This window comes from Paramicrobacterium humi (assembly GCF_900105715.1).
Classification (GTDB): domain Bacteria; phylum Actinomycetota; class Actinomycetes; order Actinomycetales; family Microbacteriaceae; genus Paramicrobacterium; species Paramicrobacterium humi.
This window is the reverse complement of sequence record NZ_FNRY01000001.1, coordinates 156426-183250: the sequence shown is the minus strand read 5'-3', so window position 1 is coordinate 183250 and position 26825 is coordinate 156426. Positions and strand designations below refer to the sequence as shown.

The window sequence follows — 26825 nt, the reverse complement described above, 5'->3', positions numbered from 1 at the left end:
TTACGACATTCGGTCGGTGTGGTTCTCTGGAGCCCTGGGCCCTGTCGAACGACTGCCGCGAATTCGCTCGCGCCAGCTCATGTGCTGCGACGCTTTCGCAGCACAGATGACCAGCAGCATCCACCCCACGCCGGTGAGAATGTAGCTTTCGGCGGCCGAGCCGGCGAGCAAGGTGACCAGCACGAGCGCGGGCCACGCGTAGACGACGCTGCGGCGGTTCGATGCAAGCGTCCAGGAGCGGAGGAACGCGAAGACGCAGAGCACGAGGAACAGGAAGATGCCGACCAGTCCGACCTGCAGGTAAACGTCGAGGTAGGCGTTGAGCGCGGAGGAGTGGTGCCGCGCAACCTGGATGTTGATGCCGAGGTAGGGGAAGACGTCACCCCGCCAAGCGCCAAGCCAACCCCAGCCTTCGATCGAGTTGTCCTTCACGAAGTCCCAGGCCGCGCGCCAGAGTCGGTAGCGAACACCGAATTCGCTGCCGGCGTTCAGCCAGTCGATGATGCGCGTGCGGACGATGTAGATCGCGATCACTCCCACCATGCCGACGGCGAGCAGCCCGGCCTGGATCAATGAGCGGCGCTCCGGAGGAGACTTTCGCAGCCAGACCAGAGCAAGCGTGGCCACGAGCACCACCAGGGTGAGTAACTGGTTCACGGGCGATTGCGAGAGAAGGAGGCACAGTACGGCGAGGCTCATCGAGAACACGGCGACAGGTCGGTCCACCGAGCGAGTGCGCCATTCGATGACGAACGTGATCAGTGCGATCACGGACACCAATCCCAGCAGGTTGCGGGTGACGAAGATGCCTTGGATCGGGCCGCCCTCGGCGATATTTCCCTCGATGCTGAGGAAGGGGAACGGGATGTCGAAGAAGATTCCGCTCAGCATCTCGAGCACGAGTGAGAGCGACAGCAGCGCGCGCAGAACTCCGCCAGTCGCCCGCACGATCTGGATCATGTCGCGGCTGAGCGCGATGGTCATGGCGAGTATGAAGACGATGACCTGATAGCCGACGCCGACAAGTCCGAAGCCCGTGTAGTCGCTCCACAGCGTGCTGATGGCGCACCAGACGACGAAAGCGAAGATTGAAAGCGGCCACCAGCCGCTCCACTCGATGTAGTGTCGGCGACCGATCAGAACCACGACGGCGAGTGCCAGCAGCGTGCAGAGCACGCCGACGACCCCCGGCCAGCCCATCAAGTTGCGCAGCAGCGGCACCATGAACGCCGCCGCGATCGCGCACACCGTGAAGGCCTGGGCGAACGGAGCGGAGCCCAGCAAGCTGCTGAGCGGCGGCGGAACCCGACTGCCTCGACCGTTGGCGGGCTTCACGACGCGGTGTCTCCCATGATCACGCGGTGCTGTTTGGTCTTGAGCGCGAACAGCACGATGAGGACCCAGCCCGACTCGATCAGGATGCGGCTCTCAGCGACGCTCTGCACGACGAGCACGACGACCGTGAGGAGCGGGAGCAGGGCGATGGGGGAGTAGGGGCGGTCTTCGCGCAGGTCAAAGCGCGGGCGATCGACCGCGCAGAACCAGGAACGCCAGAGCAGCGAGAGGATGAGCGCTCCGAAGATGATCAAACCGAGGATCCCGAGTTGGAGCCACACATCGAGCCACGCGTTGTGGGCATGAAGCTGCTCGACGTGGTGGCGAACTAGAGGCTCGTCAAGGGGTAGCTGACCCGGAACCCACGGACTCGAGTAGCCCCATCCGAACCACGGGCGTTCCGAGGCGCGGTGAATCACTCGCTGCCAGAACTCGGTTCGGCCGGTGAGATCCTCGCTCTTGCCGAACAGGTCGAGCAGTCGATCGGAGAAGACGATCGCGACGCTGACGCACGCGGCGGCAATGGCGGCGAGTGCCGCGTACAGGGCGATACGTCCGCGTCCCGCCGTGTGCCTCGCGATCACGACCGCCGCCACGGCGACGATCACGGCCACGGCGGCGACGATCATCGTGCTCGAGCGAGTGAGCACGAAAGCCGCAGCCGACAGGACGACCCAGAACCAGCCCCAGCCTCTGCGCACGGTTCCAGCGGCGAGCTGGATGCCGACGACGAGGAGCGCGAGTAGTGCGCAGATCGCGAGCAGGTTCGAGTTGCCCAGGATGCCTTGGATCTTGCCGCCGTCAAACAGAAGGTTGCGTGACCAGTATGCGAGGAGCGGGGGCTTGTCGCCGACGTAGACCGCCCCGGAGAGGGGAAGCACCATGTGGCGGATGAACAATGACACGAAGAGTTCGAACGCGAGCGAGAGCCCGACCACCCATTTCAGAGCGTTGGCGATGCGCGTGAGCACTTGCTGCCATGTGAACATGAGCGCCAGGTATACGCCCGCGACTGTGCACATCGCCATTCCGAGGTACGTCAGCATGGTGGCTCCCGGGTAATGGGACCACGTGACCGAAATCAGTGCGAGCGCGAGGTAGGCGATCAGCGAGAGGGGCAGTTGCCGAAGCTTCACTCGCGGTCGTGAGACGAGGAGCACACCGAGGCTTGCCAGCGCGATGAGCGAGACGAGCACGACGTATGCCGGCCAGCCGATGAGGTTCCGCACCCCGTCGCCGCCGAACGTGACGAACAACGCGAGCGTGCCGAGGGCGGCTTGAAGTCGGCGCCTCGTGGACAGAGCCGCGGGAGGGGCGACGGCGGGCGAGCTCATTGCTCCAATCTATCGTGAGCAGGCCCGCGTACCCGCTGGATCACCGCGAACTACACGATTCGGTCCCCGAGCGCGACCCCGGGTCTGGCCGACCGCGATCGGGGCGGACTCTGCGATGATTCAGTCATGAACGAGTCGACGATCACGAAGGCGGAGTCGCGGCATGGCACCGCCTGAAGACGCCGCCGAGGATGTCACACGGAGTCCCTTCGTGCGCGTCCTCGCCCGAGTCGGGTTCGTGGCCAACGGTTTTGTGCACGGACTGACGGGCGTCATCGCCCTCGTCGTCGCGTTCGGCGGCAGCGCATCGAGCGATCAGTCCGGGGCGTTGAAGGTCATCGTCAGCGCGCCGCTCGGATTCATCGCGCTGTGGGTCATCGCTATCGCGTTGTGGGGACTTGCCGTCTGGTACGCGTTCGACGGCATCCTGAAGTACGGCGGCGGTGACGCGGTCAGCGCTGCGAAGAAATGGGGGCGCCGGTTCGGCTCGTGGATTCGCTCGATCGTGTACGCCTCGCTCGGCGTGCTCGCGGCCTCGGTGGCGATCGGTTCGCGATCGGACGGTGAGACGACAGCGGAATCGGCAAGCCGCGGAGTACTCGTGCTTCCCGGCGGACCGCTCATGCTCGGCGCGGTGGGACTCGCGATCGTCGGTATCGGAATCGGCTTCGGCGTCATCGGCGTACGTCGAGGATTCCGTAAGCAGATGAATCTGCCGCACGGGGCTGTCGGTCGGACCGTTGCGACGCTCGGTCTGGTCGGCTATCTCGCGAAGGGGATCGCGCTTCTCGATGTGGGCGTCCTGCTTGTCGTCGCCGCCGTGAAGGTCGATCCGGACGCCGCCGGCGGTCTCGATGGCGCGCTCCAAGCGTTGCGTGAGGCCAAGTTAGGTCCGCTTGCCGTCGCCGTCATCGGCGTCGGGCTCGTCGCGTACGGGGTGTTCCTCGCGCTGAGAGGTAAGTATCAGCGGCTCTGACCGTCGTGGTCGCCGCCGCGGACGGTCTCACGAGACCGCGACAAGCCTCTCCTCCTGGCTGAGCGGGAGTTGGGGGCGTCGGAAGGCTCGGGTGATGTCACGTCGACTCGAGTAGGTTCTGTCGTCGAGGGAGGAAAGCATGTCGCTGTCGCGAAGTGGCAGTCCCTCTCGTGCGGCCTGGCGGAGGAGATCGTCGCGGTCGCATGGATACTCCATGCCGCGCAGGAAAGCTGAGAGCGAGGGCGAGAGCGTGACCATTGTCATTCCTTTCTCAACGAGTGCGAATCGAAAGTGTTGACGCGCTTAAGCGTGTCTCCTGTTCCGTTGTCTGCGGGCTACCGGAGCGCTCCGCTCAGGTTTTCGTGGCTGAGATGTTAGCACTCTGGTATCGAGAGTGCCAAGCGGTCGAGCCGGTCGTGTAGTGCCGCCTGATCCGCCGCCGTCGATCACACGAAGGCGTTCACGCCCGTGATCGCACGGCCCACGATGAGAGCGTTCATCTCGTGGGTGCCCTCGTACGAGTACAGCGCCTCGGCGTCGGCGAAGAAGCGCGCCACCTCGTAGTCGAGCACGATGCCGTTTCCGCCCATCGCCTCGCGCGCCCACGCCACGGTCTCGCGCATTCGCGCCGTGCAGAAGCCCTTCGCGAGCGCCGAGTGCTCGTCGCGCTGCGTACCCTCGTCGAGCATCTGCGAGACGCGCACGCACATCGCGATCGACGCGGTGATGTTACCGAGGCAGCGGGCCAAGTGGTCCTGGATGAGCTGGTGGCTCGCGATCGGCTTGCCGAACTGCTCGCGCTCCTTCGCGTATTTCACGGCGCCCTCGTAGGCGCCCATCGCGACGCCGATCGACGACCACGCCACTTGCGCGCGGGTCAGGCGCAGAACCCGGGCAGTGTCGCGGAACGAGTTCGCGTTCTGCAGCCGCAGCAGCTCGGGCACGCGCACATTCTCGAGCGTGATGTCGGCGTTCTGCACGGCCCGCAGGCTGATCTTCCGCTCGATCTTCGTCGCCGTGTAGCCCGGGGTCGACGTCGGCACGATGAAGCCCTTCACCTGCCCGTCGGCCTCGTCCTTCGCCCAGATGATCGTGATGTCGCTGAACGTCGCGTTTCCGATCCAGCGCTTCGCGCCGTTGATCACCCACTCGTCGCCCTCGCGCCGCGCCGTCGTGCGCAGGCCGCGCGCGCTGTCGCTTCCCGAGAGCGGCTCGGTCAGCCCGAACGCGCCGGTGACCTCGCCGCTGGCGAGCTTCGGCAACCACTCATCGCGCTGCTCCTGCGACCCGGTCACACCGATCGTGCCCATCACGAGTCCCTCCTGCACGCCGATGAACGTCGCCGTCGACGCATCGACGCGGGACATCTCCATCGCCGCCATGCCGCGGAACACCGCCGAGTTCTCGAACGGCGCCGTCTCCGGCCACGCGAAGCGGGCCGCATCCGTCGCGAGAAAACCCTTCACGAGGTGCAGCGGAAACTCGCCCTTCTCCCAGTACTCGTTCGCGATCGGCCGCACTTCGTGCTCCATGAAGTCGCGAATCGTCTGCAGAGCCTCCCTCTCCTGCTCGCTCAGCAGGCTCGAAAACCCGTAGAAGTCGCTGGTGAGAGGTTCGAACGTCATTGGTGTTCTCCCGTTGTGAAGAAGGCAGGGTCGGATGCCGCGACCGCAGCGGCGCGGTACTCGCGAGCCTAGAAGCGGCGTTCCGCGGCCGGGCAATCGATTGGTAGGTTGATGCAAGTGCTTCTCGCGGCGTCCGCGCCAGATTGTGGGGAGCCGACAAGCCCGCTTCGCCCGCCGACGCCGCGCGCGGGATCACGCCGACCTCCCGAGGAGCCGCCATGTTCGTCGCCCTTGAGAACACCCCTCGCCCCTACGCCTGGGGGTCGCAGACCGTCATTGCGATCCTGCAGGGCCGCGCGCCGTCCGGCGAGCCGGAAGCCGAGCTGTGGCTCGGCGCGCACCCCGCCTCGCCCGCCCGGGTCGCCGCCGGATCCGGCGTGGGCCACCCCGATCTCGCCGCGTGGATCGAGTCCGACGCGGCATCCGCCGGCCTGCGCCAGCCGCGCCTGCCGTTCCTGCTCAAACTGCTCGCCGCCGAGGCCCCGCTCTCGCTGCAGGCGCACCCGTCGCCCGAACAGGCCGTGGCGGGGTTCGAACGCGAGAACGCCGCCGGCGTGCCGCTCGACGCTCCGCACCGCAACTACAAGGACGCCTTCCACAAGCCGGAGCTCATCGTCGCCCTCAGCGAGAGCTTCGATGCGCTGTGCGGCTTCCGCCGCGTGGCCGAGACAGCCGAAGACCTCGACGCTCTCATCGCCGTTGCGGACAAGGAGGGCATGGCGCTCGCCGTCACGGAGCTGCGCGCTCTGCGCGAGAGGCTGACCGGCGCCGACGACGAGGTGCTGCGCGACGTCGTGCAGTATCTGCTCGGCTCCGAGATCTCCGCGCTCGTCTCCGCCGTCACGGATTCCGCGGCACTCGCATCGCCCAGCCCCGCCGTTGACACTGTCCGCCTGCTCGCCGAGCACTACCCGGGCGACCCCGGCATCGTCGTCTCGCTCTTCGTCAACCGCGTCACGCTCACCCGTGGCGAGGCTCTTTACTTGCCCGCCGGCAACGTGCACGCGTACCTCCGCGGCTTCGGCGTCGAGCTCATGGCCGCGAGCGACAACGTGCTGCGCGGCGGGCTCACGCCCAAGCACGTGGACGTCCCGGAGCTGCTCAGCGTACTCGACTTCGAACCGCTGCCGGTCCCGTACTTGCAGCCGACGCGCGTGTCGACCGGCGTCGAGCTGTTCGCGCCCGGCATCCCCGATTTCGAGCTGTTCCGAGTCGAGGTCGCCGACGACGGCCCCGACGCGACCGTCGAACTGCCCGGTGTCGCGATCGCCGTCGTCACGCGCGGCGAAGTCGACGTCACTGGCGCGCAGGGCGCTGCGACCCTCCGTGCGGGACAAGCGCTCTACGTCACTCCCGACGAGACAGCGCTCGCCGTCTCGGGCGACGGTGAACTCTTCGTCGCGACGACGCTGCTGTGACTGATTCTGTAGACACATTCTCTGTTACATGTAACGATTAAGCATGGCTGTCAAGGATCGCGTCGGCGCACACCGCGACCGAATGCGAGAGCGAGGATTCCGTCTCATGCAGGTGTGGGTGCCGGATGTGAGATCGGAAGAGTTCTCGCGCGAGGCGCACCGCCAGTCGAGGCTTGTCGCCGACGCAGAGCAGCGGTCGGACGACCAGGACTTCATCGAGGCTGTCTCTGCGGACTGGGACGAGTGAGCAGGGGCGAGATTTGGTCCGTCGCTGGCGGTGTCTATGCGACGAAGCCACGTCCGGCCGTTGTCATCCAAGATGATCGATTCGACGCAAACAGCTCGGTCACGGTCTGTCCGTTTACTTCTATGCCTGTCGACGCGCCCCTGCTTCGGCTTCGGGTGGACCCCGACCGCCTGAACGGACTGCAAACGGCCAGTTGGGTGATGATCGACAAGGTCACGACAGTCCGCCGAACTCACATGACGAACCGAATAGGTCGGCTGGCTTCGGCGCAGATGCTTGACCTGGAACGCCTGCTCATGGTGTTTCTTGGCCTCGCCGATTGACGTCTCTCGGTTTCACGCGAGTAGGACGGACGCTGCTGTGACAGGCTCGCCCGCGCCCATGAAAAGATGGAGGACATGACGATCACGGCTGCCGCGGACGGCTCGGCACTCGGCAACCCCGGCCCCGCCGGCTGGGCCTGGTACATCGACGACTCCTCGTGGGCGGCGGGCGGCTGGGCGCACGGCACGAACAACATGGGCGAGCTCATGGCCGTGCTCGACCTGTTCCGCGCGACGGCGCACATCCCGCAGGAGCCGCTGCACATCCTGTGCGATAGCCAGTACGCCATCAACTGCATCTCGAAGTGGATGCCGGGCTGGAAACGCAAGGGCTGGCGCAAGGCCGACGGCAAGCCGGTCATGAACGTCGACATCCTCAAGCAGATCGACGAGGCGATCCAGGGCCGCACGTACCGCTTCGAGTGGGTCAAGGGGCACGCGGGCCACGAGCTCAATGAGGCCGCCGACGACCGCGCTCGCGCCGTCGCGCTCGCCTACCAGGGCGGACTCGCGATCCCCTGCGGTCCCGGCTTCGCGGGCCGCGGCCAGGTCGACCGCGCGGACGAGACGCCAGCGGCATCCGACCCCTCGACCCCGCCGGCGCCGGCCGAGCCCGACCTGTTCTCGGGGCTCGAGGGCTTCGAGCTCGGCCGCTGACGTTCGCCGAGCGCGCAACGCTCTGCGGCGGCATCCGTTCGGTGGTTAGCTGGGAGCATGGCAAATTCTGTTCCCACCATCGAACTCAATGACGGTCACCGCATCCCCCAGCTGGGATTCGGCGTGTTCAAGGTCGACCCGGCCGAGACCGAGCGCATCGTCACCGACGCGCTGAACGCCGGCTACCGGCACATCGACACGGCCGCGATCTACGGCAACGAGGAAGGCGTCGGCGCGGCGCTGAAGAAGAGCGGCATCCCGCGCGACGAGCTGTTCATCACGACGAAGCTGTGGAACACGGAGCACGCCACCGACCGTGCGCTCGCCGCGATCGATGAGAGCCTCGAGAAGCTCGGCCTCGACTACGTCGACCTGTACCTCGTGCACTGGCCGAGCCCCACGCAGGACCGCTACGTCGAGGCGTGGCACGCGCTCGAGCAGATCAAGGCCGACGGGAAGGCGCGCTCGATCGGCGTCTCCAACTTCCTGCGCGAGCACCTCGACCGCATCCTCGCCGAGAGCGACACGGTCCCCGCGATCGACCAGATCGAGCTGCACCCCGCCCTCCAGTCCCGCGAGCTGACCTCGTTCGCCCGCTCCAAGGGCATCGCGATCGAGGCGTGGGGGCCGCTCGGGCAGGGCAAGTACCCGCTCTTCGACGAGCCGGCCGTGGCCGACGCGGCATCCGCCCACGGCAAGACACCCGCGCAGGTCGTCATCCGCTGGCACCTGCAGCACGGCAACATCGTGTTCCCCAAGTCGAACCACGCCGAGCGCATCGCGGCGAACTTCGACGTGTTCGACTTCGAGCTGAGCGGCGACGAGATGGCCGGCATTGACGAGCTCGAGCGCGACCAGCGTGTGGGTGGGCACCCGAACGACGTCGAGTGACCCCCTCCCCGCGCGCCGCCCGGCTGTCATAGGCTGGGCGGTGCGCGTTCGCGGGTGCGGGGAATCCGCCCGCCGCGCCGACCCCTTCGAGGAGAGCAATGACTGAACCTACAGACTTCGTCGCCGCGTGGAACGACTGGCACGAATCGCGCGTGCGCGCCACGACGTCGCCGCTCGGTCTCGCGTCGCTCGTCGCGACGCACTGGCTCACGACCGAACCCGCCGCGTACCAGGGACTGCCCGGGGTCTGGCACGCGAGCGGGGGCAGCATCCTCGGCACGGCGCCCGAGCTGCACGACAAGACGATGCTGCAGGACGGCCGCCCGTACGACACCGTCTCCGGCGCCGAGATCGTGCTCGAGGCCGGGCAGGACATCGAGTGGGGCGATAAGCGCATCCGCTACTTCGAACGCGACGGCGCGCTCGCCCTTCGCCTGATCGACCCGGATGCCGCGACGCGCTCGAGCCTCACCGACATCGACGCCTTCGAACCCGACCCCGCATGGGTGCTGAAGGGCCGCTTCACTCCCGCGGAGCCCGACGCGACGCGCACCGTCGAGGCGATCGACGGGCACGTGTCGGAGGATGCCGTCGCCGGCACCGTCGACGTCGACCTCCCGGGCGGCGAGCACGCCACGCTCACCGTGAGCGCCGACCCGCGCGGCCTCGCCGTCGTGCTGAGCGACGGCACGAGCGGCGACGAGACGTACCGCTTCCGCTTCCTCACGATCGCCTCGCCCGCCGACGACGGCACCGTCACCGTCGACTTCAACCGGCTGTACCTGCCGCCGTGCGCGTTCGCGGACTTCTACGTGTGCCCGCTGCCGCCCGCCGGCAACCGGCTCGCGACGCCGATCCGCGCGGGCGAGAAGAACGTCGTTCGCGCGTAGCGGTGGCCGCGGTCGGCGGCATCCGTTACGTCGTATTGCGCGACGTCTTCTCCGCCGCTGACCGCTGGCGTACCGTCGCTGTATGCCGCACAACGAATCCAGTCCCCTGCGCGTGGTCGCGGTCTCGGGCAGCCTGCACGAGCCCTCGAAGACGACGGCGCTGATCCGCGCGATCGTCGACGAGGTCGCCACGCGCACGCCGGTCGCCGCGGAGCTCATCGAGCTCACCGCGATCGGACCCGAGCTCGCGGGCGCGCTGCGTCGCGACCAGGTGGGGCCGGGGGCGGAAGCGGCGCTGCGCTCGATCGAGACCGCGGACCTGCTCGTCGTCGGCAGCCCCGTGTACCGGGCCTCGTTCACGGGGCTGTTCAAGCACCTCTTCGACTTCGTCGGCCAGTACGAGCTCGTGGACAAGCCCGTTCTCGTGTCGGCGACCGGCGGGGGAGAGCGGCACGCGCTCATTCTCGAGCACCAGTTCCGACCGCTGTTCGGCTTCTTCCAGGCGCTCACGCTGCCGCTTGGCGTGTACGCGTCGAACACCGACTTCGACGGCTACGAGCTCACGTCCGAGCCGGTGCGGCAGCGCATCCAGCTCGCTGTGCAGCGCGGCCTGCCGTTCGTGCGCCAGCAGGGCATTCCCGCCGAGGTTCGTCCCTCAAGCTACGTGGGAGCCTGGTAGCGCTTCAATCACCGTGCCGAGGGACCGCCAGCGCCCACACGACGGCTGTTCACCGCAGCGGGTTGCAGCGTTCCCGAGGCCCAGCCTGCGAACGGCGTCAGGGAATGAAAGTCACGGTCTTCGGCAGATCCCTCGCGAGCGCCTGGTCGAATGTCGCGAGGCGCGCTCCGCTCGCGGCCGCGAGGCTCGCGAGATACGCGTCCGTGAGTTGCCGATAGCCGCGCACATGTGAGAGGTCCGCGTCGAGATACGAGATCGCATCGGCCACGTACTCGCATCGTTCAAGGCGCCGAACTGCGCCGAGGATGCGGAGGCCGGAATCGACGCTCTCGCCGATGCGAACGAAGTATCTGAGGAATGCTCCTTCGACAACGGGACACAGCGCGAAGCGTTCAACGCCTTCGGCCCACGCTGATGCGCGGGCATGGTGCTCGTGCTCAGCGACAGTGAGAGCGATGAGTACGTTGGCGTCGAGGAGGTACGCGCTACTCATCGTCGATTGCGTCGGCCACGTCCTGCGATGTGACTCGTCGCCCGATACTGACAACTGGGAAGCCTGAGAGGGGGTCGCTCGAGATCGTTAGCGGCGTGTCTATCTGCGCGAGGCCCCGAGCGGTGAGCTCAGCGAGTACCGAAGACAACGATGTCCCGCGAGCGCGCGCGATTTCTGCAGCTCTCCGGTGAAGGGACGGAGGTAGGTCGACCGTGGTTCTCATGCCTACAGCATAGTTGCATCACTTGTGATTCACGGTGCGCTTCGCCCAGCTCCTGTGGTGGCTCAACGACGCGAGCGTCCCCTCGGGAAATGTCCATATCGGGCATCACCGGTCGCCATCGCCCGTGCGAAGATCTCCGCGAGCTCTTCGGCATCGGCCATGACGTCGTGACGGGGGTCCGCGCGCAGGTCGTGCAGCAGCCCGTCCAGAGCGCTCCGGATGCTGCGGGCCATGACGCGCGTGGAGAAATCGCGGAACTCGCCCGCCTGTTTGCCGCGCTCAAGGAGCTCGCCGACCGCGCTGAGCTCCTGCTCGGTCGCGCGGCGCGCCTCTGACGTGGCTGCGTTGTCGTCGCCGCGGGAGTGGCTCACGATCTCGTGCAGCGCAGCCATCTGCGTGGGGAAATCGCGGTAGAACTCGGCGCTTCCCGTGATGAAGGTGCGGATCGCCGCTGCCGCCGTCGGCTGCGCGTCGATCTTGGGGCGCAGCTCGCTCGTCGCGATGCGGTACACCTCGGCGACGACGGCGTCGAGGAGCTCATCGCGGTTGGCGAAGTGGTAGGGGATGACGCCTCGGCTCACGTCTGCGCGCCGCGCGATCCGCGACAGCGAGGCCTGCGCGTACCCCTCTTCCGCGAGCACGGTGATGGCGCACTCGACAAGCTGCGCGCGCCGGGTGCGCTGGATGAACGTGAGCTTCGCCGGCTCCTGCATCGTCTGATCTGCCATGTCGATAAAAAAACTATCACCCCTGCTAATTTTTTGCTAGCCTGCCCGAATGCGAATCACACCACGCTCCGAAACCCGCCCAGAAGCGGAGGCCCCGCAGCCGCGAGCTGAGCGAGAGGACTCGCGCTTGGCGCTCTTCGGCACGGTCGCGATCGACCTCGTGGTTCCCGTCGCCGGCTACTACGTCCTGCGCGGATTCGGTCTCGACCAGCTTCTCGCGCTGATCCTCGCCGGCTCTCCTACGGCCGTCGTGATCGTCTACCGGGCAGTGCGCCGGCGCGCGGTGAACGCGCTCGGCATCTTCGTGCTCGCGGTTCTCGGCGGCAGCATCGCCCTCTCCTTCATCACGGGAAGCCCGCGCTTCCTCCTGGCGAAGGAGGGCTGGTTCACGGCGGCCATCGGAGGCGCATTCCTGGTGAGCCTGCGCTTTCGGCGTCCGCTCGCGTTCTCGTTCGCCCGCGCGATGGTGCAGCCCACGCGACTGGGCGAGAGGCTCAACGTGAGCTCATGGGACGCCCTACGGGAGAGCGACGCCCGGGTGCGCCGCATCTGGAGGACGGCGACAGTGCTGTGGGGTGTCGTGATGATCGCCGACGCCGTCGTGCGGGTCGTCATCGCATACGTCTTGCCTGTCGACGTCGTCCCGCTCGTCGGCGGTGTGCTCTGGGGCGTCACCTTCGTCGTGGTGCAAGTGGCGCAGCACCGATACTTCGAGCATTCCGGACTCTGGCGGCGGCTCGCACAGCCATCGAACCGGCCCGAATCGTCGGAAGGACCGGCCGCGTGACAGACGCTCCGCTCGACGTCACGACCGACGCTGGCCCGGTGCGCGGCCGCGCCACGAAGACCGCGCGCGTCTTCCTCGGCATCCGATACGCCGAGCCGCCCGTCGGCAGCCGGCGGTGGACGCTCCCGCAGCCGCCGCGGGCCTGGGACTGTGTCGCGGACGCCACGCGGCCGCCCGCGCTGTGTCCGCAGCCCGGCATGCCGACGACCATGGTCGACGAAGACTGCCTCTTCGTCAACGTCACGACGCCCCGTCGCGCATCGCGAGACCCGCTTCCGGTCATGGTGTGGCTGCACGGAGGAGGCTTCACGACCGGCGGCGGCCACCTCTACGACGCTGCTCGGCTCGCCAATCAGGGAAACGTCGCTGTCGTCACCGTCAACTACAGGCTCGGCGTCTTCGGGTACTTCGGATTCGAGGGCCTGCCCGGCTCCGGAAACTTCGGCCTCGCCGACCAGATCGCCGCCCTCGACTGGGTGAAGCGGAACGCCGCCGCCTTCGGAGCCGACCCCGACAACGTGACGGTCTTCGGCCAGTCCGCCGGAGCCATGAGCATCGGCGCGCTGCTGGCAAGCCCCGCGGCGCCGCGACTGTTCCAGAGGGCGATCCTGCAATCCGGGTCACCCCTCCTGCACTGGCCCAGGGGAATCATGTTCCCCCGATCGCCCGAGCACACGCCGTACCTGCCGCTGCCGGCTGTGGAGCAGAACGGCGCGGCTCTCGCGGAGCTTCTGGAGTGCGGCGACGGCGACGTCGTCGCACGGCTGCGCGAGGTTCCCGCGAGCCGGCTTGTGGAGCACACCGGCCTGTTCGCGAACTCCCTCGCGTTCGGCACGCCGCTCGTGCCGCTCGACCCCGCCGAAGCGACCCGCACCGGCAAGGTGCACGCGGTGCCGATCATCTCCGGAGCGACTCGAGACGAGATGCGCCCGTTCATCGCCGGTGCCGCGCAGAAGACGCCCCTCACCGAGAGCCGGCTCGCCGAGCTGAGGGAGAACTCGTTCGCACAGCAGGCGAGCGTCGTCGCGGAACGCTATCCCGTGGCGGATCACGGCTCGCCCGCCCTGACCTGGGCCACGATCGCCACCGATGTCTCGTGGGCATTCGCGGCGTTCGACGAGCACCGGCTGTGGAGCCGCAGCGCGCCGGTCTTCGCATACGAATTCGCGGACCGCTCAGCTCCGGACGTCAACGGCATCGCGGCGCCCCGGCTCCGGATGGGAGCGGCCCACGCGACGGAGCTGCCGTACCTCTTCGACCTGGGCGGCGAGAACCGCCTGTCGCCCGCGCAGCGGGAACTGGCCGACACGATGATAGCGTCCTGGACGTCGTTCGCGCGCACCGGAACGCCGACGCTCGACGGCACGCCATCGTGGCGCGACTTCGGGGACGACGAGTCCGTTCTGCAGTTCGACGAGACCGGCATCCGCTCGATCGACTACCGCGAACGCCACAAGCTCGATTTCTGGAGGAGCGTCCGAGAGCGCCTCGCCGTAGGGTGAAGGCATGCCGAATCGTCTCGCCGGAGCGATGAGCCCCTACCTGCGCGCCCACGCGGCCAATCCCGTCGACTGGCACGAGTGGGGTGAGGAGGCCTTCGCCGAGGCGACCGAACGCGACGTGCCCGTGTTCGTCTCGATCGGCTACGCCACCTGCCACTGGTGCCACGTCATGGCTCGGGAATCGTTCAGCGACCCCGAGCTCGCCGGCTACCTCGATGCCAACTTCGTGAGCGTCAAGGTCGACCGCGAGGAGCACCCGGGCGTCGACGCGAGCTACATGGCGCAGGCCGCCGCGTTCACGCAAGGCCTCGGCTGGCCGCTCAGCGTCTTCGCCACGGCGGACGGCGCCGCCTTCTTCGCCGGAACCTACTTCCCGCCGCAGCCGGTCGCGGGCCGGCCCTCCTTTCGGCAGGTGCTCGAGGCCGTCGTCGACGCCTGGCGGAACCGTCGCGACGAGGTGCGCGGCAGCGCGGCCGCGATCGGCGAGGCGGTGCGCTCCGCGGGGCAGGCCGCGCTCGCGGACACCCCGCTTCCCGGCCGCGAGCAGCTCGCGGCATCCGCCGACGCCCTCGCCCGGCACGAGGACGCCGCGTTCGGCGGCTTCGGGGCGGCGCCGAAGTTCCCCGTCGCACCCGCGCTCGGCTTCCTGCAGGCGATCGACCGCGGCGAGCTCGCGACGCGCACCCTGCTCGCGATGGCGCGCTCGCCGCTGCGCGACACGATCGAGGGCGGCTTCTTCCGCTACGCCACGCAGCGCGACTGGTCCGAGCCCCACTACGAGCGGATGCTGTACGACAACGCGCTGCTGCTGTCCGCCTACACGCGGGCCTGGCAGGACGGCGCGGATGAGGCCGCCGAGGTCGCGGCGGGCATCGCCTCGTTCCTGCTCGAGGTGCTGCAGCTGCCCGGCGGCGGCTTCGCGAGCGGGCAGGACTCCGAGAGCCTCGTCGACGGCGTCCGCACCGAGGGCGGCTACTACCTCGCCGCCGATCGCACTGACGTCGAGCCGCCGCCGCTCGACGAGAAGGTGCTGACCGGGTGGAACGGCCTGGCGATCGAGGCGCTCGCCCGCGCGGGAACGGCGTTCGCGCAGCCGCACTGGATCGACGCGGCGCGCTGGGCCGCTGACTACCTGCTCGAGAACCACCTCAGGGGCGACGGCACGCTGCTGCGCGCCTCGACGGCCGAGGCGCGGTCGGACGCGGCCGCGGCGCTCGAGGACTACGGCATGCTCGCGGGCGGGCTCCTCGAGCTCGGCTGCGCGACCGGCGACGAGCCCTACGTCCGCGTCGTCCGGCGGCTTCTGCAGAGCGTGATGACGGATGCCGGCTTCGCGGAGCCCGCGGCCGACCCTGTTCTCGCAAGCCGCGGCCTCGTGCTCGAGGGCGACCCGAGCGAGGGCGCCTATCCGTCGGGACTCAGCGCGAGCGCCCGCGCCGCGCGCCGACTGTACCTGCTGACCGGCGACGCCGCCCTCCGCGAGCACGCGGAGCGCGCCCTCGCCCCGTTCGCCGAGCGGGCGCTGCAGAACCCCGTCGCCTTCGGGGCGCTGCTCGAGGAGCTCACGCGCCTCGCCTCCCCGGCCCGGCAGCTGGTGGTCGTGCTCCCGGATGCCGCCGACGGCGCCGTTCCGGAACGCGTGCGCCGCACCCCCGCGGACCTCGTTCTCGTGGTGCGCGAATCGGCCGCGCGGCAGCTCGCGGCATCCGGCATCGACCTGCTCGAGGGGCGCACCGCCGTCGACGGCGAACCCACGCTGTACGACTGCGCCGACTTCACCTGCCGCCTGCCCGAGACTCTCGCGGGCTGATCAGCACTCGATGACGTTGACGGCGAGGCCGCCCTCGCTCGTCTCCTTGTACTTCGTCGACATGTCGATGCCCGTCTGCCGCATCGTCTCGATCACCGTGTCGAGCGAGACGAGGTGCGTGCCGTCGCCGTTGAGCGACAGCCGCGCCGCCGTCACCGCGGTCGACGACGCGATCGCGTTGCGCTCGATGCACGGCACCTGCACGAGTCCCGCGACGGGATCGCACGTGAGGCCGAGGTGGTGCTCCATCGCGATCTCCGCCGCGTTCTCGACCTGGTGCGGCGTGCCGCCGAGCACGGCGCACAGCCCGCCCGCGGCCATCGCGCACGCCGAGCCGACCTCCGCCTGGCAGCCGCCGACCGCGCCCGAGATCGACGCGTTCGCCGTGAACAGGGACCCGATCGCCGCCGCCGTGAGCAGATAGCGACGGATGCCGCTCGCCGAGGCGCCGCCGATGAAACGCCGGTAGTACGCGCCGACCGCGGGGATGATGCCCGCCGCGCCGTTCGTCGGCGCCGTCACGACGCGCCCGCCCGCCGCGTTCTGCTCGTTCACCGCGAGGGCGAAGGCGAGCAGCCATTCGCCGGGCAGGGAACGGCCGTCATCGCCCTCCGCGTTCTCGAGCCTCGCGCGGACGCGGGCGGCCCGGCGCGGCACTTTGAGCACGCCGGGCAGGATGCCGTCGGCCGAGAGCCCCGCCGAGATGCAGTCGTCCATGACCGCCCAGATGCGATCGAGCTCCGCATCGACCTCGCCGGCCGGCCGCAGCGCCTCCTCGTTGACGCGCGCGACCTGATCGATCGTGAGCCCGCGCGCATCGCAGATCGCGAGCAGCTCCGCCGCATCGCGGTAGCCGAGCGGAACTGCCGCCTCCTCAGCGGCCGCCTCGTCGCCCTCGCGCTGGATGAACCCGCCGCCCACCGAGAAGTACGTGTGCTCGACGGCCGGCACGGGCCCAGCGGTCCACGCGGCGAGCGTCAGGGCATTCGGATGCTGCAGCCTCGTGCGCGGCTCGAGGGCGACGTCGTCGCGCTCGAAGTCCACGGCGTGCCGACCGAGCAGCGCGATCCGGCGCGCGCCGGACGCGGCATCCCATGCGCCCCTGACCTCATCGGGGTCGCACGTCGTGGGCTCGAGCCCCTGCAAGCCGGCGACGACGGCGTCGGGCGTGCCATGGCCGAGCCCCGTCGAGCCGAGCGAGCCGTAGAGCGTGCAGCCGATGCGGCGCACGCGGGGGAGAGCTCCCGCGGTCTCGAGGACCCTGGCGAAGTCGAGGGCGGCGCGCATCGGGCCCACGGTGTGCGAACTTGACGGTCCGATGCCGATTGAGAACAGGTCGAAGGCCGAGACGTACATGCTCCTCCTTGCAGCGACGCTTCAAGGGTACGCTCTCGTTCGCTCGGGGCGGATGCCGCGTGCCGGAAACCCCCTGGTTATTCAGCGTTTGATGACTAACGTTGGAGGTGAGGGCACGGCGATCTTGTCGGCGGCTCAGACGCCCTCCACGAAGCCATTCGTCCAACGAGATCGGAGAGAAAGGCAAGGTTCGGCACGTCATTTGAAGGCAGAGTTGCGCTCGTCACGGGCGGCGGATCGGGTCTCGGCGAGGCTATCAGCAAGGAGCTCGCTTCGCTCGGCGCGAAGGTCGTCGTCACCGACATCAACCTCGACGCGGCCAAGCGCGTCGTGCAGGAGATCACGGACGCCGGCGGCACCGCCTCCGCGTTCGAGCAGAACACGGCGAAGAAGGAAGACTCCGAGAAGGCCGTGCAGTTCGCGATCGACACGTACGGCGCTCTGAACTACGCGGTGAACAACGCGGGCATCGGAGGCAAGCAAGCGCCGGCGGGGGAGACCGACCTCGAGGACTGGGACCGCGTCATCGACATCAACCTCAACGGCGTGCTCTACGGCATGCGCTACCAGATCCCGGCAATGCTGAAGGCGGGCGCCGAGTCCTCTGCGATCGTGAACATGGCGTCGATTCACGGCACCGTCGCGGCGATCGGGAACGGCGCCTACACCGCCGCGAAGCACGGCGTCGTCGGCATCACGAAGAACGCCGCAGCCGAGTACGGCGCCCAGGGGCTGCGCATCAACGCGGTCGGCCCCGGCTACATCGACACGCCCCTCGTGCGCAGCAGCCTGAGCGAGGATATCCGCACGGCGCTCGAAAGCAAGCACCCGCTCGGCCGTCTGGGTCGACCGGAGGAAGTCGCTCACGTCGTGCGCTTCCTGCTCTCGGATGATGCGTCCTTCGTCACGGGTGGCTACTACCTGATCGATGGCGGCTACACGACCGTCTAACCGCCACCGCATCGAACGGCCGGCATCCCGAACGGATGCCGGCCGTTGTTCTCTCACGTCGATTTCCGCATCCGATTCGGGCCATTTCGACCTCACTTCTCGCCCACAGGGCGGGCTCCCTCGGAGTTGCTTAGATTCGTAGATGTGTTCGACCCAATGTCAGTGGGTGGTGGAACACTACACGCATGGTACCAATCAACGATGATGAGAAACCCCCGCCCGACAATCCCGATTCGAGGATCGGCAAACTCGACCTGATGGTCGAAGAGATTTCCGAACAGTATCAGCTGCTGGCCGTGGTGAACGCCCAAGTGTCGATGATGCTGTCCGATCTCGTCGATCATGCCCTGGCGAACCGGGACATGTTCGTGGCCTCGGAGACGGACACCTCGAAGACGCAGGAGGTGGTGCGGCGGGCGCTGTCTCCGGTGCTGGCGACGAAGATGCGTGTGTCGGAGCGGATGGTCGACTCGCTGATCGCCCAGGCCGAGACCCTTACCCGGGAACTGCCCGCCACGCTCGAAGCGCTCGCTGAGGGGGCGATTTCGGTTCAGCACGCCCGGACGCTGATCGATCACGCCACTGGGCTGCACCCGGAGGACCGGGCGGAGTTCGAGCAGGTCGCCCTCGACTTGGCGAGAACGTCGACGCCGCCGGAGTTCAAACAGAAGGCCCTCGCCCTGCGCGAGAGTCTGCACCCGGAGACCAGTGTTGAACGCCACGAGGCGGCAGCGGAGGATCGGCGGGTGGAGCACTGGAACGCTCCCGACGGAATGGGCTGGCTCGCGTTGTATGCCCCGGTCGAGGTGACCCAGAGCATCTACAACGCCTGCCACACCACCGCGAAGAGCCTCCGCAAGACCGGAGACGAGCGCACGATCGGGCAGCTCACCGCCGACGTGCTCACCGACGCCGCCATGCTGGGACTCACCACCGGCACCGGCGGCGAGAGCAACGGTGACGGGCAGTCGACGTTCACCGGTCGGACCGGGGCGATCCGCCCGACCGTGCACGTTACCGTTCCTGTGATGACGCTGCTGGGTCACTCGGAGGAACCGGCGCAGTTGGACGGGTACGGGCCGATCAACCCAGAGACCGCCCGCCGGCTCGCAGCACAGGCGCCGAGCTTCACCCGGCTGCTGACGAACCCGGAAACCGGAGCCATCCTCTCCGTCGGCCGCGACCGGTACGCGGTTCCGGCGGATCTGCGGAAAGCGATCGAAGTCAGAGACCAGACCTGTCAATTCCCCGGCTGCAACCGGTCCGCGAGACAGTGCGACATCGATCACCTCGTGGCATGGCAAGACGGTGGGCACACCGATCTCGACAACCTGGCGAGTGAGTGCAAACGCCACCACGTGCTGAAGCACACCAGTACCTGGCAGGTCGAACGAGCTGAGGATGGGGCCATCATCTGGACCTCACCTCTCGGGAGACGGTACCGAATCCGACGATCCACGAATGTCGGATTCCAAGCCCTCGATGAGGACACCGAGCCTTCCGAACCGGACCTCGAACCCGACATCGACGATGACGAGTTCGAGAACGCGGAACCCGACCCCGACGAGAGATGGGCCGACGACACGGAACCCAAGAATTACCCGGAAGATCCGCAGTTCTGAGGCCGCGACAGGGTCAGTGACGATGCTGCCCCGCTGAAAACGAACTGTCAGCGGCGGACACGACGCCCACGTGGGCGCACGCTCGAGCGAGTTGGGCGCCGGTGACGCTTCGGCGCGCCCACTTGAGAATTCGGCCTGCTCGCAAAACAGCCAATCAAAGATCTCGAGCGCCAAACAAGCGCCGAATTCGAGAATCCCCATCGCACGCTTACAGCCGCTTCCGAGCGTGTAAGCGACGTGCAAGTGCCGTGTAAGGGGCGGGTTCCACGATGGGATCACATCGAAAGGAACCCCTTATGACACCTGCAGCATTCTCGCCTCGCGGCGAGCTTGCCGTTGAGGCTCGTGGCCTCGTCAAGACCTTCGGAGCCAACCGCGCCGTCGACGGCGTCGACCTCACCGTCCGCACCGGCACCGTGTACGGCGTGCTCGGACCGAACGGCGCAGGAAAGACCACGACAATCAGCATGCTCGCGACACTTCTGCGCCCCGACGCCGGCGACGCGAGAATCTTCGGATACGACGTGCAGCGCGACGCCGGCATCGTGCGCCAGCTCATCGGCGTGACCGGGCAGTACGCCTCCGTCGACGAGACCCTGAGCGCCACCGAGAACCTCGTTCTGTTCGGCCGCCTGCTCGGCCTCGGCCGCAGCGAGGCCAAGCGCAAGGCCGACGAACTCCTCGAGGAGTTCTCCCTCACGGATGCCGCCAAGCGCCCGCTCAAGAAGTTCTCCGGCGGCATGCGCAGGCGCCTCGACCTTGCCGCAAGCCTCATCGCCCAACCGCCCCTCATCTTCCTCGACGAGCCGACGACCGGTCTCGACCCGCGCACGCGCAACCAGATGTGGGACACCATCCGCCGCCTCGTCGCCGACGGGTCGACCGTGCTGCTCACCACGCAGTACCTCGACGAGGCAGACCAGCTGGCCGACCGCATCGCCGTCATCGACACCGGACGCGTCGTCGCCGAGGGCACGGCCGACGAGCTGAAGGCGCAGATCGGCACGACCTCGCTCCAGCTGCGGCTCGAAGACCCGACAGACACGGATGCCGCCTTGCGCACGATCCGGGAGATCCTCGGCAGCCACGGCGTGCTCTCGCCCGAGGCCGCACGCATCAGCGCACCCATGGCCGACGCCGACCGCGTCACCGACCTGCTCGTGTCGCTGCGCGATCGCGGCATCCGCTTGACCGAGATGAGCGTGCAGAAGCCCACCCTCGACGAGGTATTCCTCGCCATCACCGGACATGCGTCCGCCGACGAGGCCGACGCCGAACTCGAAGGGAGCCTCGCATGAGCGCCACCACTCTTGACACGCGCCTCGGACGCGAGCTCACCAACCACGTCAGTCTCGCCGACAGCGTCTCTCATTCGCTCACCATGGCGTACCGCGGGCTGCTGAAGATCAAGCGCACCCCGGAGCAGCTTGTCGACGTGACCTTCCAGCCGATCATCTTCACGCTCATGTTCACGTACATCTTCGGCGGCGCGATCTCGGGCGACGTGCAGAGCTACCTGCCCGTCATCATCCCGGGCATCCTCGTGCAGACGGTCATCACGACCTCCGTCGTGACCGGCGTGCAACTGCGGGAGGACATGGACAAGGGCGTGTTCGACCGGTTCCGCTCGCTGCCCATCGCGCGCATCGCGCCGCTCGCCGGGGCCCTTCTCGCCGACACCGTGCGCTACGGCATCGCCACGACGCTCACGTTCGTGATGGGATTCATCATGGGCTGGCGCCCTGGGGGCGGCCTCGGCGCCGTGATCGTCGCGGGCCTCGCCGTGATCGCGTGCGCGTGGGCGATCAGCTGGATCTTCGCGTTCTTCGGCGTCATCGCCCGCACCGCATCGAGCGTGCAGGGCATCTCGATGATCATCCTGTTCCCGCTCACGTTCCTCTCGAACGCGTTCGTGCCCGTCGACACCATGCCCGGCTGGCTGCAGTGGTTCGTGAACGTCAACCCCATCTCGCACCTCGTGACGGCCGTGCGCGACCTCGCGAACGGCGGCGTCGTCGGCGGCGACCTGGTCATCTCGCTCGTCGGGGCGGGGGTGCTCGTCGCGATCTTCGCGCCGCTCACGGTGCGCGCCTACATGCGCAAGGCGTAAGAATGAGAGGGCGGATGCCGCGGCTGCGGCATCCGCCCGATTCGTGCGCTGCCACCCGACGAACCGAAGGAGACCCGATGGACGCTTTCCTCATCGTCGCCGTGCTCGGGCTTCTCGTCATCGCGGCCGCCGCCGCGCTCGCGCCCAAGATCGGCGTCGCCAACCCGCTGCTGCTCGTCGTGCTCGGCTTCGCCGTGAGCCTCGTGCCTGCCGTGCCGGAGATCGTTGTCGAACCCGAGTGGATCCTCGCCGGCGTGCTGCCGCCGCTGCTGTACTCGGCGTCGGTGTCGATGCCGTCGATGGATTTCCGCCGCGAGTTCACGGCGATCGGTGGGCTCTCCGTCGTTCTCGTCGTGCTCAGCTCCCTCGTGCTCGGCGTGTTCTTCTGGTGGGTCATTCCCGATCTGTCGCTGCCCTGGGCCATCGCGCTCGGCGCCATCGTGAGCCCGACGGATGCTGTCGCGACATCGATCGTGAAGCGCCTTGGCGTGGCGCCCCGCGTCGTGACGATGCTCGAAGGCGAGAGCCTTCTGAACGACGCGACCGCGCTCGTGCTGCTGCGTTCGGCAATCGCCGGGGCGGCGGCATCCGTCTCGCTCTGGTCCGTCGTCGGCAGCTTCGTGTTCTCTGTCGTCGTCGCCTCCGTGATCGGCGTGATCGTTGGCATGCTCAACCTCGCCGTGCGCTCACGCGTCACCGACTCGACCGTGAACACCGTAATCTCGTTCACGATCCCGTTCATCGCGGCGGTGCCGGCGGAGCTGCTGGGTGCGTCCGGCCTCGTAGCGGCTGTCGTCGCCGGGCTCGTCACGGGGGCCGGCGCAGCCGCGAAGCTCTCGCCCCAGCATCGGCTCTCGGAATCGCAGAACTGGCACACGATCGAACTGCTGCTCGAGGGCGCCGTGTTCCTCATCATGGGGCTTGAACTCACGAAAGTCGTCGGAGACGTCGTCGACGACCACGGCGGCATCGTCCCGGCCCTGCTCACGACAGCCGGTGCGCTCGTGATCACCGTGCTCGTGCGCGCGGCGTATGTGGGACCGCTCGTGCTCTCCATGCGTCGGCGCGCCGAGCGCAAGGAGCGCATGCGACCGAAGATCGACAAGGTGACGCAACGGCTCGCGGAGCCGGGCGCCGCGGAGGCCTTCATCGCGGCGCGCGGCGCGCGAGGCCCGCGCACGGCCGGCGCCCTCGAGCGCTTCACCGCGCGACTGCGTCGCATGTCGGCGGATCTGGACTTCTTCCTCAGCAGACCCGTCGGCTGGCGCGAGGGAACCGTCGTCGTGTGGGCGGGCATGCGCGGCGTCGTGACGCTCGCGGCGGCGCAAACGCTGCCCGAGAACACGCCGAGTCGCTCGACGCTCATCTTCATCGCGTTCGTCGTCGCGGCCGCGTCGCTCGTGCTGCAGGGCGGCACGCTCGGCGCCGTGATCCGCGGGGTCCGTCCGCACGTCGAGGACCCTGCGGACGCCGCGGAGGAGCGCCGGCGGCTGCGTGAGCTCGTCGACGAGGCGGCGTCCACCGTGCCGCGAACGGACGGCGACGGGCTCCCGGCGGCGGGCTACGCGCTCAAGGTCATCGACGCCCAGCGGGCGGCGCTTCTTGCCGCGCGCACGGACGGGCTCTTCACCTCGCAGTCGCTCAACAGCGCGCTCGAGGTGCTCGACGCGGACCAGATCCGGCTCGAGCTGCGCGGCGCGGCGACGGAACGCTGACCGCGCGTCAGCGCTCGCGCCAGCGCGGGTCGGCGAGAAGCTCGTCGGCGCGACGGACCCGGCCAAGGATGCCGAGCTCGGCCGTGTGCGCTCGCACCGCTGTGACGGCGGCCTCGCCGAACGTGCGCTCGGCGTAGGCAAGGTGCGCCTCGCGCCGCAACGGCGTGAAGTCCTGGCGACTCGTCATGACCTCCGCGAGGGCGAGCAGCTCGAGGCTGAGCGTGGGAACCGCGTCCAGCGCCCAGCGGGAGAGACCGAGGAGCGCCGCGCCGAGGATCGGCTGATCGGCGCCGAGAGGACGCAGGCGCAGGGTCGCGCGAACGCGCGAGCGCAACCGACGCACGTCGGCGGCGACCCCGTCGCGAGGTGCTCCCGCATCGAGTGACGCGATGATGTGCGTCGCCAGGGCCATGGCGAACCACGGCGACGAGCGCTCACGCGGAGCGGCGAAGCTTCGGACGGCCGCGTCGTACAGCGCCGCCGCGGCATCCGGGCGTCCTTCTCTCATGTCGATCTCGGCGAGGACCGCCGAGCCGATCGAACGCAGCTCGCCGCCGAGATCCGCGTCGTCATCGAACAGCTGATGGGCGAGGGCGTCGTCGCCGCGCTGGACGCGCGCGACCGCGAGCATCCACTCGACCTGGCGCACGTCCTGCAGCGCGCCGATCGCCGTGAGGCCCTCACGCGCGACGAGGCACCACTTCTCGGCGTCGCCAGGGCGGGCGTTCTCGCAATACAGCTGCGCGAGCGTCATCGCCGACCCCGCCGCGAGCCACGTGTCGCCGAGTGTTCCCGCGAGCCGGTTCGTGCGGTGCGCGAGCCGCAGCGCCGTCTCGAGCTCGCCGTTGTTCTCAGCGATGTTCGCGCCGAACATGGCGGCGATGGACGCAGCCGCGGCGTCATCGCCCGCCGCAATGGCCTCGAGCGTCTCGGCGACGTGCGCCATCTGGGGCTCGTCGTGGATGCCGCCGATCGCGAGGATGAGCGCGAGCAGCGCGCCGACCCTGCTGTCGCGAGCGAGGCCCGCGCGCCACAGCCGACGAACGGCTCCGACCGCGGGCATCGCGACGCGCGGCTGCTCCATGAACTGGAACGTGAGCGCTGCGATGAGCAGTCCGATGGATGCGGCGTCCGCGTCCGCGGCCGTGAACTCGGCGCGGCGGGCGAGCCGCACGACGTCGCCGCCGAACGAGACGACCTCCTCGTGATCGCCGCGCATCGACCAGAACGTCGCGAGCGCGCCGAACATCGCGAGCGCGACCTCGGCGGACTCGCTCGCGACGGCACGGCGCAGCACCGTGATGAGGTTCTCGGTCTCGGCGGTCATCGCGCGCATCGTCTCGAGCTGCGCGTGACCGAACAGGAGCGGCTGCCTCTCGAGGCAGAACGCCCGGGCCCACTCCAGATGTGCGCGCTCGACCCGCTTGGACTCGCCCGAGTCGGCGAGCCGGTCGCGTCCGAACTCCCGCACGGTCTCGAGCATGCGGAAGCGCACGCCTCCCGACTCCTCGCGCACGGTGACGAGCGACTGCATGACGAGCGCATCGAGGTCGTCGATCACATCGCCCGCTCCCGAGACCGCGGCCGCGGCATCCGCCGTGAACCCGTCGGAGAACAGCGAGAGCCGCTGCAGCAGGGTGCGCTGCGCGGGTTCGAGGAGCTTCCAGCTCCAGTCGATGACGGCGAACAGGGTGCGGTGCCGCTCGGGCGCCGCGCGATCGACTGTGGTGAGCAGCGCGAAGCGGTCGCGCAGCCGGCGTTCGATGTCATCGAGGCTCATCACGCGCACGCGCGCCGCGGCGAGCTCGATTGCGAGCGGCAGGCCGTCGAGGCGCTCGCAGATGCGCACGACCGCGGCGATGTCGAGCTCGGCCTGCGGCCGGACGGCGCGTGCCCGTTCGAGAAACAGTGCGACGGCCGCGCTGTCGGCGTCGGATGCCGCGAGCGGAAGCAGCGGCAGAACCTGCTCACCCGCGATCGAGAGCGGCGCGCGGCTCGTCGCGAGGATGCGCAGGCCCGGCACGTCGGCGAGCAGCTCGCGCGCGATCGCCGCGGCCGCGTCCACGAGGTGCTCGCAGTTGTCGAGGACGAGCAGCGTCTCGGTCTCACCGAGCGCGGTGGCGACGCGCGTGCGGAGATCGGTGCGGATGAGCGGGTCGGCGAGGCGCTTCACGGACGTGACCGTGCGGATGCCGAGCGTCGCCGCGACCGTGAGCATGATGTCATCGGCCGAGGAGGTGCCGGCAAGCTCGACGACGGCGACGCGCGGCAGTGTGCTGCGACGCGCGACCTCTTGGGCGAGACTCGTCTTGCCCAGGCCGCCCACCCCGAGAATGGTCGTGAGGCGGTGCTGCCGCACGTCCGCCTCCACCGCCGCGACATCGGCGGCCCGACCCAGGAGCGGTTGAGTCGCCGCTCGAACACCGATGCGCACACGCGGCGCATCGCTCGCGCGCAGCAGCGCTGCGTTCGCGGCGACCGCCTCCGGACCCGGATCGGTGCCGAGCGCATCCGCGAGGGCGTCGCGCAGCGCGGCGAACGCGGCAAGGGCATCGTTTCGGCGACCCGCGGCGTCGAGCGCGCGCATGCGCAGCACCGCAATCGGCTCGTCGAGCGGAGCCGCTCGGACGAGAGTCTCGAGAATGGTGGCTGCCTCGTCGAATCGCCCGTCCGCGAGCAGCTCCTCGGCGTGACGCTGCTCGAGTCGATGCCGCAGCCGGTCTGCTTCGGTACGCAGATCCGCGGCGACCGGAGCATCGCCGAGGTCGGCGCCCGGCTCACCGCGCCAGAGCGCGAGGGCATCACCCAGCTCGGAGTCGCTGGCGGCGCGGGCGCGGGAAAGATCGGTCGTCACGTCGAGGCGGTACCCGGCCGGGCGTGAGCTCGATCGCGTCGTGGCCCGTGAGGCTTCGTGTGCGGGAGACGAGCGTCTGCAGCGCGGCACGCGAATTGGCGGGCGCATCGTCGCCCCAGAGCGCGTCGATGAGCTCGTCGGCTCCGACCGATCGCCCGCCGGCGAGGGCGAGGGCGGCGATCAGCCGGCGGGGGAGAAGCCCTGCGACGGCCGTGCCGTGCACCGTGACGGGGCCGAGCACGCCGATGTCGGGCGGGTCGGATGCCGCAAGCTCAGCCACCCGGCCAGTGTAGTGCGCG

24 protein-coding genes and 1 pseudogene are annotated in these 26825 nt (G+C 68.7%); 16 read left to right on the top strand and 9 right to left on the bottom strand.

The genetic code is table 11. The features are described from left to right. Both BLV49_RS00940 and BLV49_RS00935 read right to left on the bottom strand, forming a co-directional pair. Nucleotides 1–1335 carry an O-antigen ligase family protein gene (locus BLV49_RS00940; protein ID WP_091178936.1) on the bottom strand — a complete coding sequence of 445 codons (1335 nt, stop codon included), beginning with the start codon at nucleotides 1333–1335 and terminating at the stop codon, nucleotides 1–3. Further along, nucleotides 1332–2669 (bottom strand): O-antigen ligase family protein, encoded by a 1338-nt coding sequence (locus BLV49_RS00935; RefSeq protein WP_091178934.1) that lies wholly within the window; start codon nucleotides 2667–2669, stop codon nucleotides 1332–1334. Before BLV49_RS00935 ends, BLV49_RS00940 begins: the two co-directional genes overlap by 4 nt. Nucleotides 2670–2832: 163 nt before the next feature. On the opposite strand from BLV49_RS00935, the gene BLV49_RS00930 reads away from it, so the two are divergent. Continuing rightward, nucleotides 2833–3645 (top strand): DUF1206 domain-containing protein, encoded by an 813-nt coding sequence (locus BLV49_RS00930; protein ID WP_091178933.1) that lies wholly within the window; start codon nucleotides 2833–2835, stop codon nucleotides 3643–3645. A 27-nt stretch (nucleotides 3646–3672) separates the two neighbouring features. On the opposite strand, the gene BLV49_RS00925 is transcribed toward BLV49_RS00930, so the two are convergent. Further along, entirely contained in the window at nucleotides 3673–3903 is a 231-nt protein-coding gene (locus BLV49_RS00925) for a DUF2795 domain-containing protein (RefSeq protein WP_176980682.1), read from the bottom strand. Between the two features lie 188 nt (nucleotides 3904–4091). After that, nucleotides 4092–5270: an acyl-CoA dehydrogenase family protein gene (locus BLV49_RS00920; RefSeq protein ID WP_091178930.1), complete on the bottom strand. Its 1179-nt coding sequence runs from the start codon at nucleotides 5268–5270 to the stop codon at nucleotides 4092–4094. 218 nt (nucleotides 5271–5488) lie between these two features. Here BLV49_RS00920 and manA point away from each other — a divergent pair, with 218 nt between their 5' ends. The 7 genes and pseudogenes from manA (at nucleotide 5489) to msuE (ending at nucleotide 10375) form a co-directional block, all read left to right on the top strand. Continuing rightward, complete coding sequence (gene manA, locus BLV49_RS00915) at nucleotides 5489–6688, top strand: mannose-6-phosphate isomerase, class I (RefSeq protein WP_091178928.1); 1200 nt, start codon at nucleotides 5489–5491, stop codon at nucleotides 6686–6688. Nucleotides 6689–6731: 43 nt separating this feature from the next. Further along, the gene (locus BLV49_RS00910; RefSeq protein WP_091178926.1) at nucleotides 6732–6935 is read left to right on the top strand and encodes an antitoxin MazE family protein; all 204 of its coding nucleotides are present in this window, start codon (nucleotides 6732–6734) and stop codon (nucleotides 6933–6935) included. Then, nucleotides 6932–7258 carry a type II toxin-antitoxin system PemK/MazF family toxin gene (locus BLV49_RS00905; protein ID WP_091178924.1) on the top strand — a complete coding sequence of 109 codons (327 nt, stop codon included), beginning with the start codon at nucleotides 6932–6934 and terminating at the stop codon, nucleotides 7256–7258. Before BLV49_RS00910 ends, BLV49_RS00905 begins: the two co-directional genes overlap by 4 nt. Nucleotides 7259–7333: 75 nt before the next feature. Then, nucleotides 7334–7894 (top strand): annotated as a pseudogene (locus tag BLV49_RS00900) (ribonuclease H family protein); the annotation flags it as partial. Between the two features lie 78 nt (nucleotides 7895–7972). Beyond that, nucleotides 7973–8806: an aldo/keto reductase gene (locus tag BLV49_RS00895; RefSeq protein WP_091178922.1), complete on the top strand. Its 834-nt coding sequence runs from the start codon at nucleotides 7973–7975 to the stop codon at nucleotides 8804–8806. 98 nt (nucleotides 8807–8904) lie between these two features. After that, nucleotides 8905–9696, top strand: coding sequence for a DUF1684 domain-containing protein (locus tag BLV49_RS00890; RefSeq protein WP_091178921.1), 792 nt, complete (start codon nucleotides 8905–8907; stop codon nucleotides 9694–9696). Between the two features lie 82 nt (nucleotides 9697–9778). Further along, nucleotides 9779–10375 (top strand): FMN reductase, encoded by a 597-nt coding sequence (msuE, locus tag BLV49_RS00885; RefSeq protein WP_091178919.1) that lies wholly within the window; start codon nucleotides 9779–9781, stop codon nucleotides 10373–10375. 97 nt (nucleotides 10376–10472) lie between these two features. Here the strand turns inward: msuE and BLV49_RS00880 are convergent, their stop codons facing one another. Continuing rightward, nucleotides 10473–10868, bottom strand: a complete 396-nt coding sequence (locus tag BLV49_RS00880; RefSeq protein ID WP_091178917.1) for a PIN domain-containing protein — start codon at nucleotides 10866–10868, stop codon at nucleotides 10473–10475. A gap of 285 nt (nucleotides 10869–11153) precedes the next feature. Beyond that, the gene (locus BLV49_RS00870; RefSeq protein WP_091178914.1) at nucleotides 11154–11819 is read right to left on the bottom strand and encodes a TetR/AcrR family transcriptional regulator; all 666 of its coding nucleotides are present in this window, start codon (nucleotides 11817–11819) and stop codon (nucleotides 11154–11156) included. 49 nt (nucleotides 11820–11868) lie between these two features. On the opposite strand from BLV49_RS00870, the gene BLV49_RS00865 reads away from it, so the two are divergent. The 3 genes from BLV49_RS00865 to BLV49_RS00855 are packed head-to-tail and all read left to right on the top strand — an operon-like array spanning nucleotide 11869 to nucleotide 15918. Continuing rightward, on the top strand, nucleotides 11869–12606 hold the full coding sequence (locus tag BLV49_RS00865; protein WP_218132577.1) for a VC0807 family protein: 738 nt from the start codon (nucleotides 11869–11871) through the stop codon (nucleotides 12604–12606). Continuing rightward, entirely contained in the window at nucleotides 12603–14108 is a 1506-nt protein-coding gene (locus BLV49_RS00860; RefSeq protein WP_176980681.1) for a carboxylesterase/lipase family protein, read from the top strand. Before BLV49_RS00865 ends, BLV49_RS00860 begins: the two co-directional genes overlap by 4 nt. A 4-nt stretch (nucleotides 14109–14112) precedes the next feature. Further along, complete coding sequence (locus BLV49_RS00855) at nucleotides 14113–15918, top strand: thioredoxin domain-containing protein (protein ID WP_091178909.1); 1806 nt, start codon at nucleotides 14113–14115, stop codon at nucleotides 15916–15918. Here BLV49_RS00855 and BLV49_RS00850 read toward each other — a convergent pair whose 3' ends face one another. Continuing rightward, nucleotides 15919–17274: an L-serine ammonia-lyase gene (locus BLV49_RS00850; RefSeq protein WP_091178907.1), complete on the bottom strand. Its 1356-nt coding sequence runs from the start codon at nucleotides 17272–17274 to the stop codon at nucleotides 15919–15921. It abuts the gene before it with no gap. Between the two features lie 156 nt (nucleotides 17275–17430). On the opposite strand from BLV49_RS00850, the gene BLV49_RS00845 reads away from it, so the two are divergent. The 5 genes from BLV49_RS00845 to BLV49_RS00825 all read left to right on the top strand — a co-directional run bounded on the left by BLV49_RS00845 (nucleotide 17431) and on the right by BLV49_RS00825 (nucleotide 23672). Continuing rightward, a complete protein-coding gene (locus BLV49_RS00845) occupies nucleotides 17431–18225 on the top strand; it encodes an SDR family NAD(P)-dependent oxidoreductase (RefSeq protein WP_091178905.1) in 795 nt (264 codons plus the stop codon). Between the two features lie 185 nt (nucleotides 18226–18410). Next, on the top strand, nucleotides 18411–19847 hold the full coding sequence (locus tag BLV49_RS00840) for an HNH endonuclease signature motif containing protein (RefSeq protein WP_091178902.1): 1437 nt from the start codon (nucleotides 18411–18413) through the stop codon (nucleotides 19845–19847). A 296-nt stretch (nucleotides 19848–20143) separates the two neighbouring features. After that, entirely contained in the window at nucleotides 20144–21145 is a 1002-nt protein-coding gene (locus tag BLV49_RS00835; RefSeq protein WP_091178900.1) for an ATP-binding cassette domain-containing protein, read from the top strand. Continuing rightward, a complete protein-coding gene (locus BLV49_RS00830; RefSeq protein WP_091178897.1) occupies nucleotides 21142–21957 on the top strand; it encodes an ABC transporter permease in 816 nt (271 codons plus the stop codon). Before BLV49_RS00835 ends, BLV49_RS00830 begins: the two co-directional genes overlap by 4 nt. A 77-nt stretch (nucleotides 21958–22034) precedes the next feature. Further along, nucleotides 22035–23672 (top strand): cation:proton antiporter, encoded by a 1638-nt coding sequence (locus BLV49_RS00825; protein WP_091178895.1) that lies wholly within the window; start codon nucleotides 22035–22037, stop codon nucleotides 23670–23672. 7 nt (nucleotides 23673–23679) lie between these two features. On the opposite strand, the gene BLV49_RS00820 is transcribed toward BLV49_RS00825, so the two are convergent. Both BLV49_RS00820 and BLV49_RS00815 read right to left on the bottom strand, forming a co-directional pair. Then, on the bottom strand, nucleotides 23680–26526 hold the full coding sequence (locus BLV49_RS00820) for an ATP-binding protein (protein WP_176980680.1): 2847 nt from the start codon (nucleotides 26524–26526) through the stop codon (nucleotides 23680–23682). Then, nucleotides 26474–26806, bottom strand: a complete 333-nt coding sequence (locus tag BLV49_RS00815) for an AfsR/SARP family transcriptional regulator (protein WP_176980679.1) — start codon at nucleotides 26804–26806, stop codon at nucleotides 26474–26476. The genes BLV49_RS00820 and BLV49_RS00815 overlap by 53 nt, the downstream gene beginning before the upstream one ends. Nucleotides 26807–26825: the final 19 nt, after the last annotated feature.

What these genes read in the sequence shown, in the direction of transcription:
- BLV49_RS00935 (WP_091178934.1), bottom strand. Translation starts at nt 2,669, where the DNA reads ATGAGCTCGCCCGCCGTCGCCCCTCCCGCGGCTCTGTCCACGAGGCGC.
- BLV49_RS00930 (WP_091178933.1), top strand. Translation starts at nt 2,833, where the DNA reads ATGGCACCGCCTGAAGACGCCGCCGAGGATGTCACACGGAGTCCCTTC.
- BLV49_RS00925 (WP_176980682.1), bottom strand. Translation starts at nt 3,903, where the DNA reads ATGGTCACGCTCTCGCCCTCGCTCTCAGCTTTCCTGCGCGGCATGGAG.
- BLV49_RS00920 (WP_091178930.1), bottom strand. Translation starts at nt 5,270, where the DNA reads ATGACGTTCGAACCTCTCACCAGCGACTTCTACGGGTTTTCGAGCCTG.
- manA (WP_091178928.1), top strand. Translation starts at nt 5,489, where the DNA reads ATGTTCGTCGCCCTTGAGAACACCCCTCGCCCCTACGCCTGGGGGTCG.
- BLV49_RS00910 (WP_091178926.1), top strand. Translation starts at nt 6,732, where the DNA reads ATGGCTGTCAAGGATCGCGTCGGCGCACACCGCGACCGAATGCGAGAG.
- BLV49_RS00895 (WP_091178922.1), top strand. Translation starts at nt 7,973, where the DNA reads ATGGCAAATTCTGTTCCCACCATCGAACTCAATGACGGTCACCGCATC.
- BLV49_RS00890 (WP_091178921.1), top strand. Translation starts at nt 8,905, where the DNA reads ATGACTGAACCTACAGACTTCGTCGCCGCGTGGAACGACTGGCACGAA.
- msuE (WP_091178919.1), top strand. Translation starts at nt 9,779, where the DNA reads ATGCCGCACAACGAATCCAGTCCCCTGCGCGTGGTCGCGGTCTCGGGC.
- BLV49_RS00880 (WP_091178917.1), bottom strand. Translation starts at nt 10,868, where the DNA reads ATGAGTAGCGCGTACCTCCTCGACGCCAACGTACTCATCGCTCTCACT.
- BLV49_RS00870 (WP_091178914.1), bottom strand. Translation starts at nt 11,819, where the DNA reads ATGGCAGATCAGACGATGCAGGAGCCGGCGAAGCTCACGTTCATCCAG.
- BLV49_RS00865 (WP_218132577.1), top strand. Translation starts at nt 11,869, where the DNA reads ATGCGAATCACACCACGCTCCGAAACCCGCCCAGAAGCGGAGGCCCCG.
- BLV49_RS00855 (WP_091178909.1), top strand. Translation starts at nt 14,113, where the DNA reads ATGCCGAATCGTCTCGCCGGAGCGATGAGCCCCTACCTGCGCGCCCAC.
- BLV49_RS00850 (WP_091178907.1), bottom strand. Translation starts at nt 17,274, where the DNA reads ATGTACGTCTCGGCCTTCGACCTGTTCTCAATCGGCATCGGACCGTCA.
- BLV49_RS00840 (WP_091178902.1), top strand. Translation starts at nt 18,411, where the DNA reads ATGGTACCAATCAACGATGATGAGAAACCCCCGCCCGACAATCCCGAT.
- BLV49_RS00835 (WP_091178900.1), top strand. Translation starts at nt 20,144, where the DNA reads ATGACACCTGCAGCATTCTCGCCTCGCGGCGAGCTTGCCGTTGAGGCT.
- BLV49_RS00830 (WP_091178897.1), top strand. Translation starts at nt 21,142, where the DNA reads ATGAGCGCCACCACTCTTGACACGCGCCTCGGACGCGAGCTCACCAAC.
- BLV49_RS00825 (WP_091178895.1), top strand. Translation starts at nt 22,035, where the DNA reads ATGGACGCTTTCCTCATCGTCGCCGTGCTCGGGCTTCTCGTCATCGCG.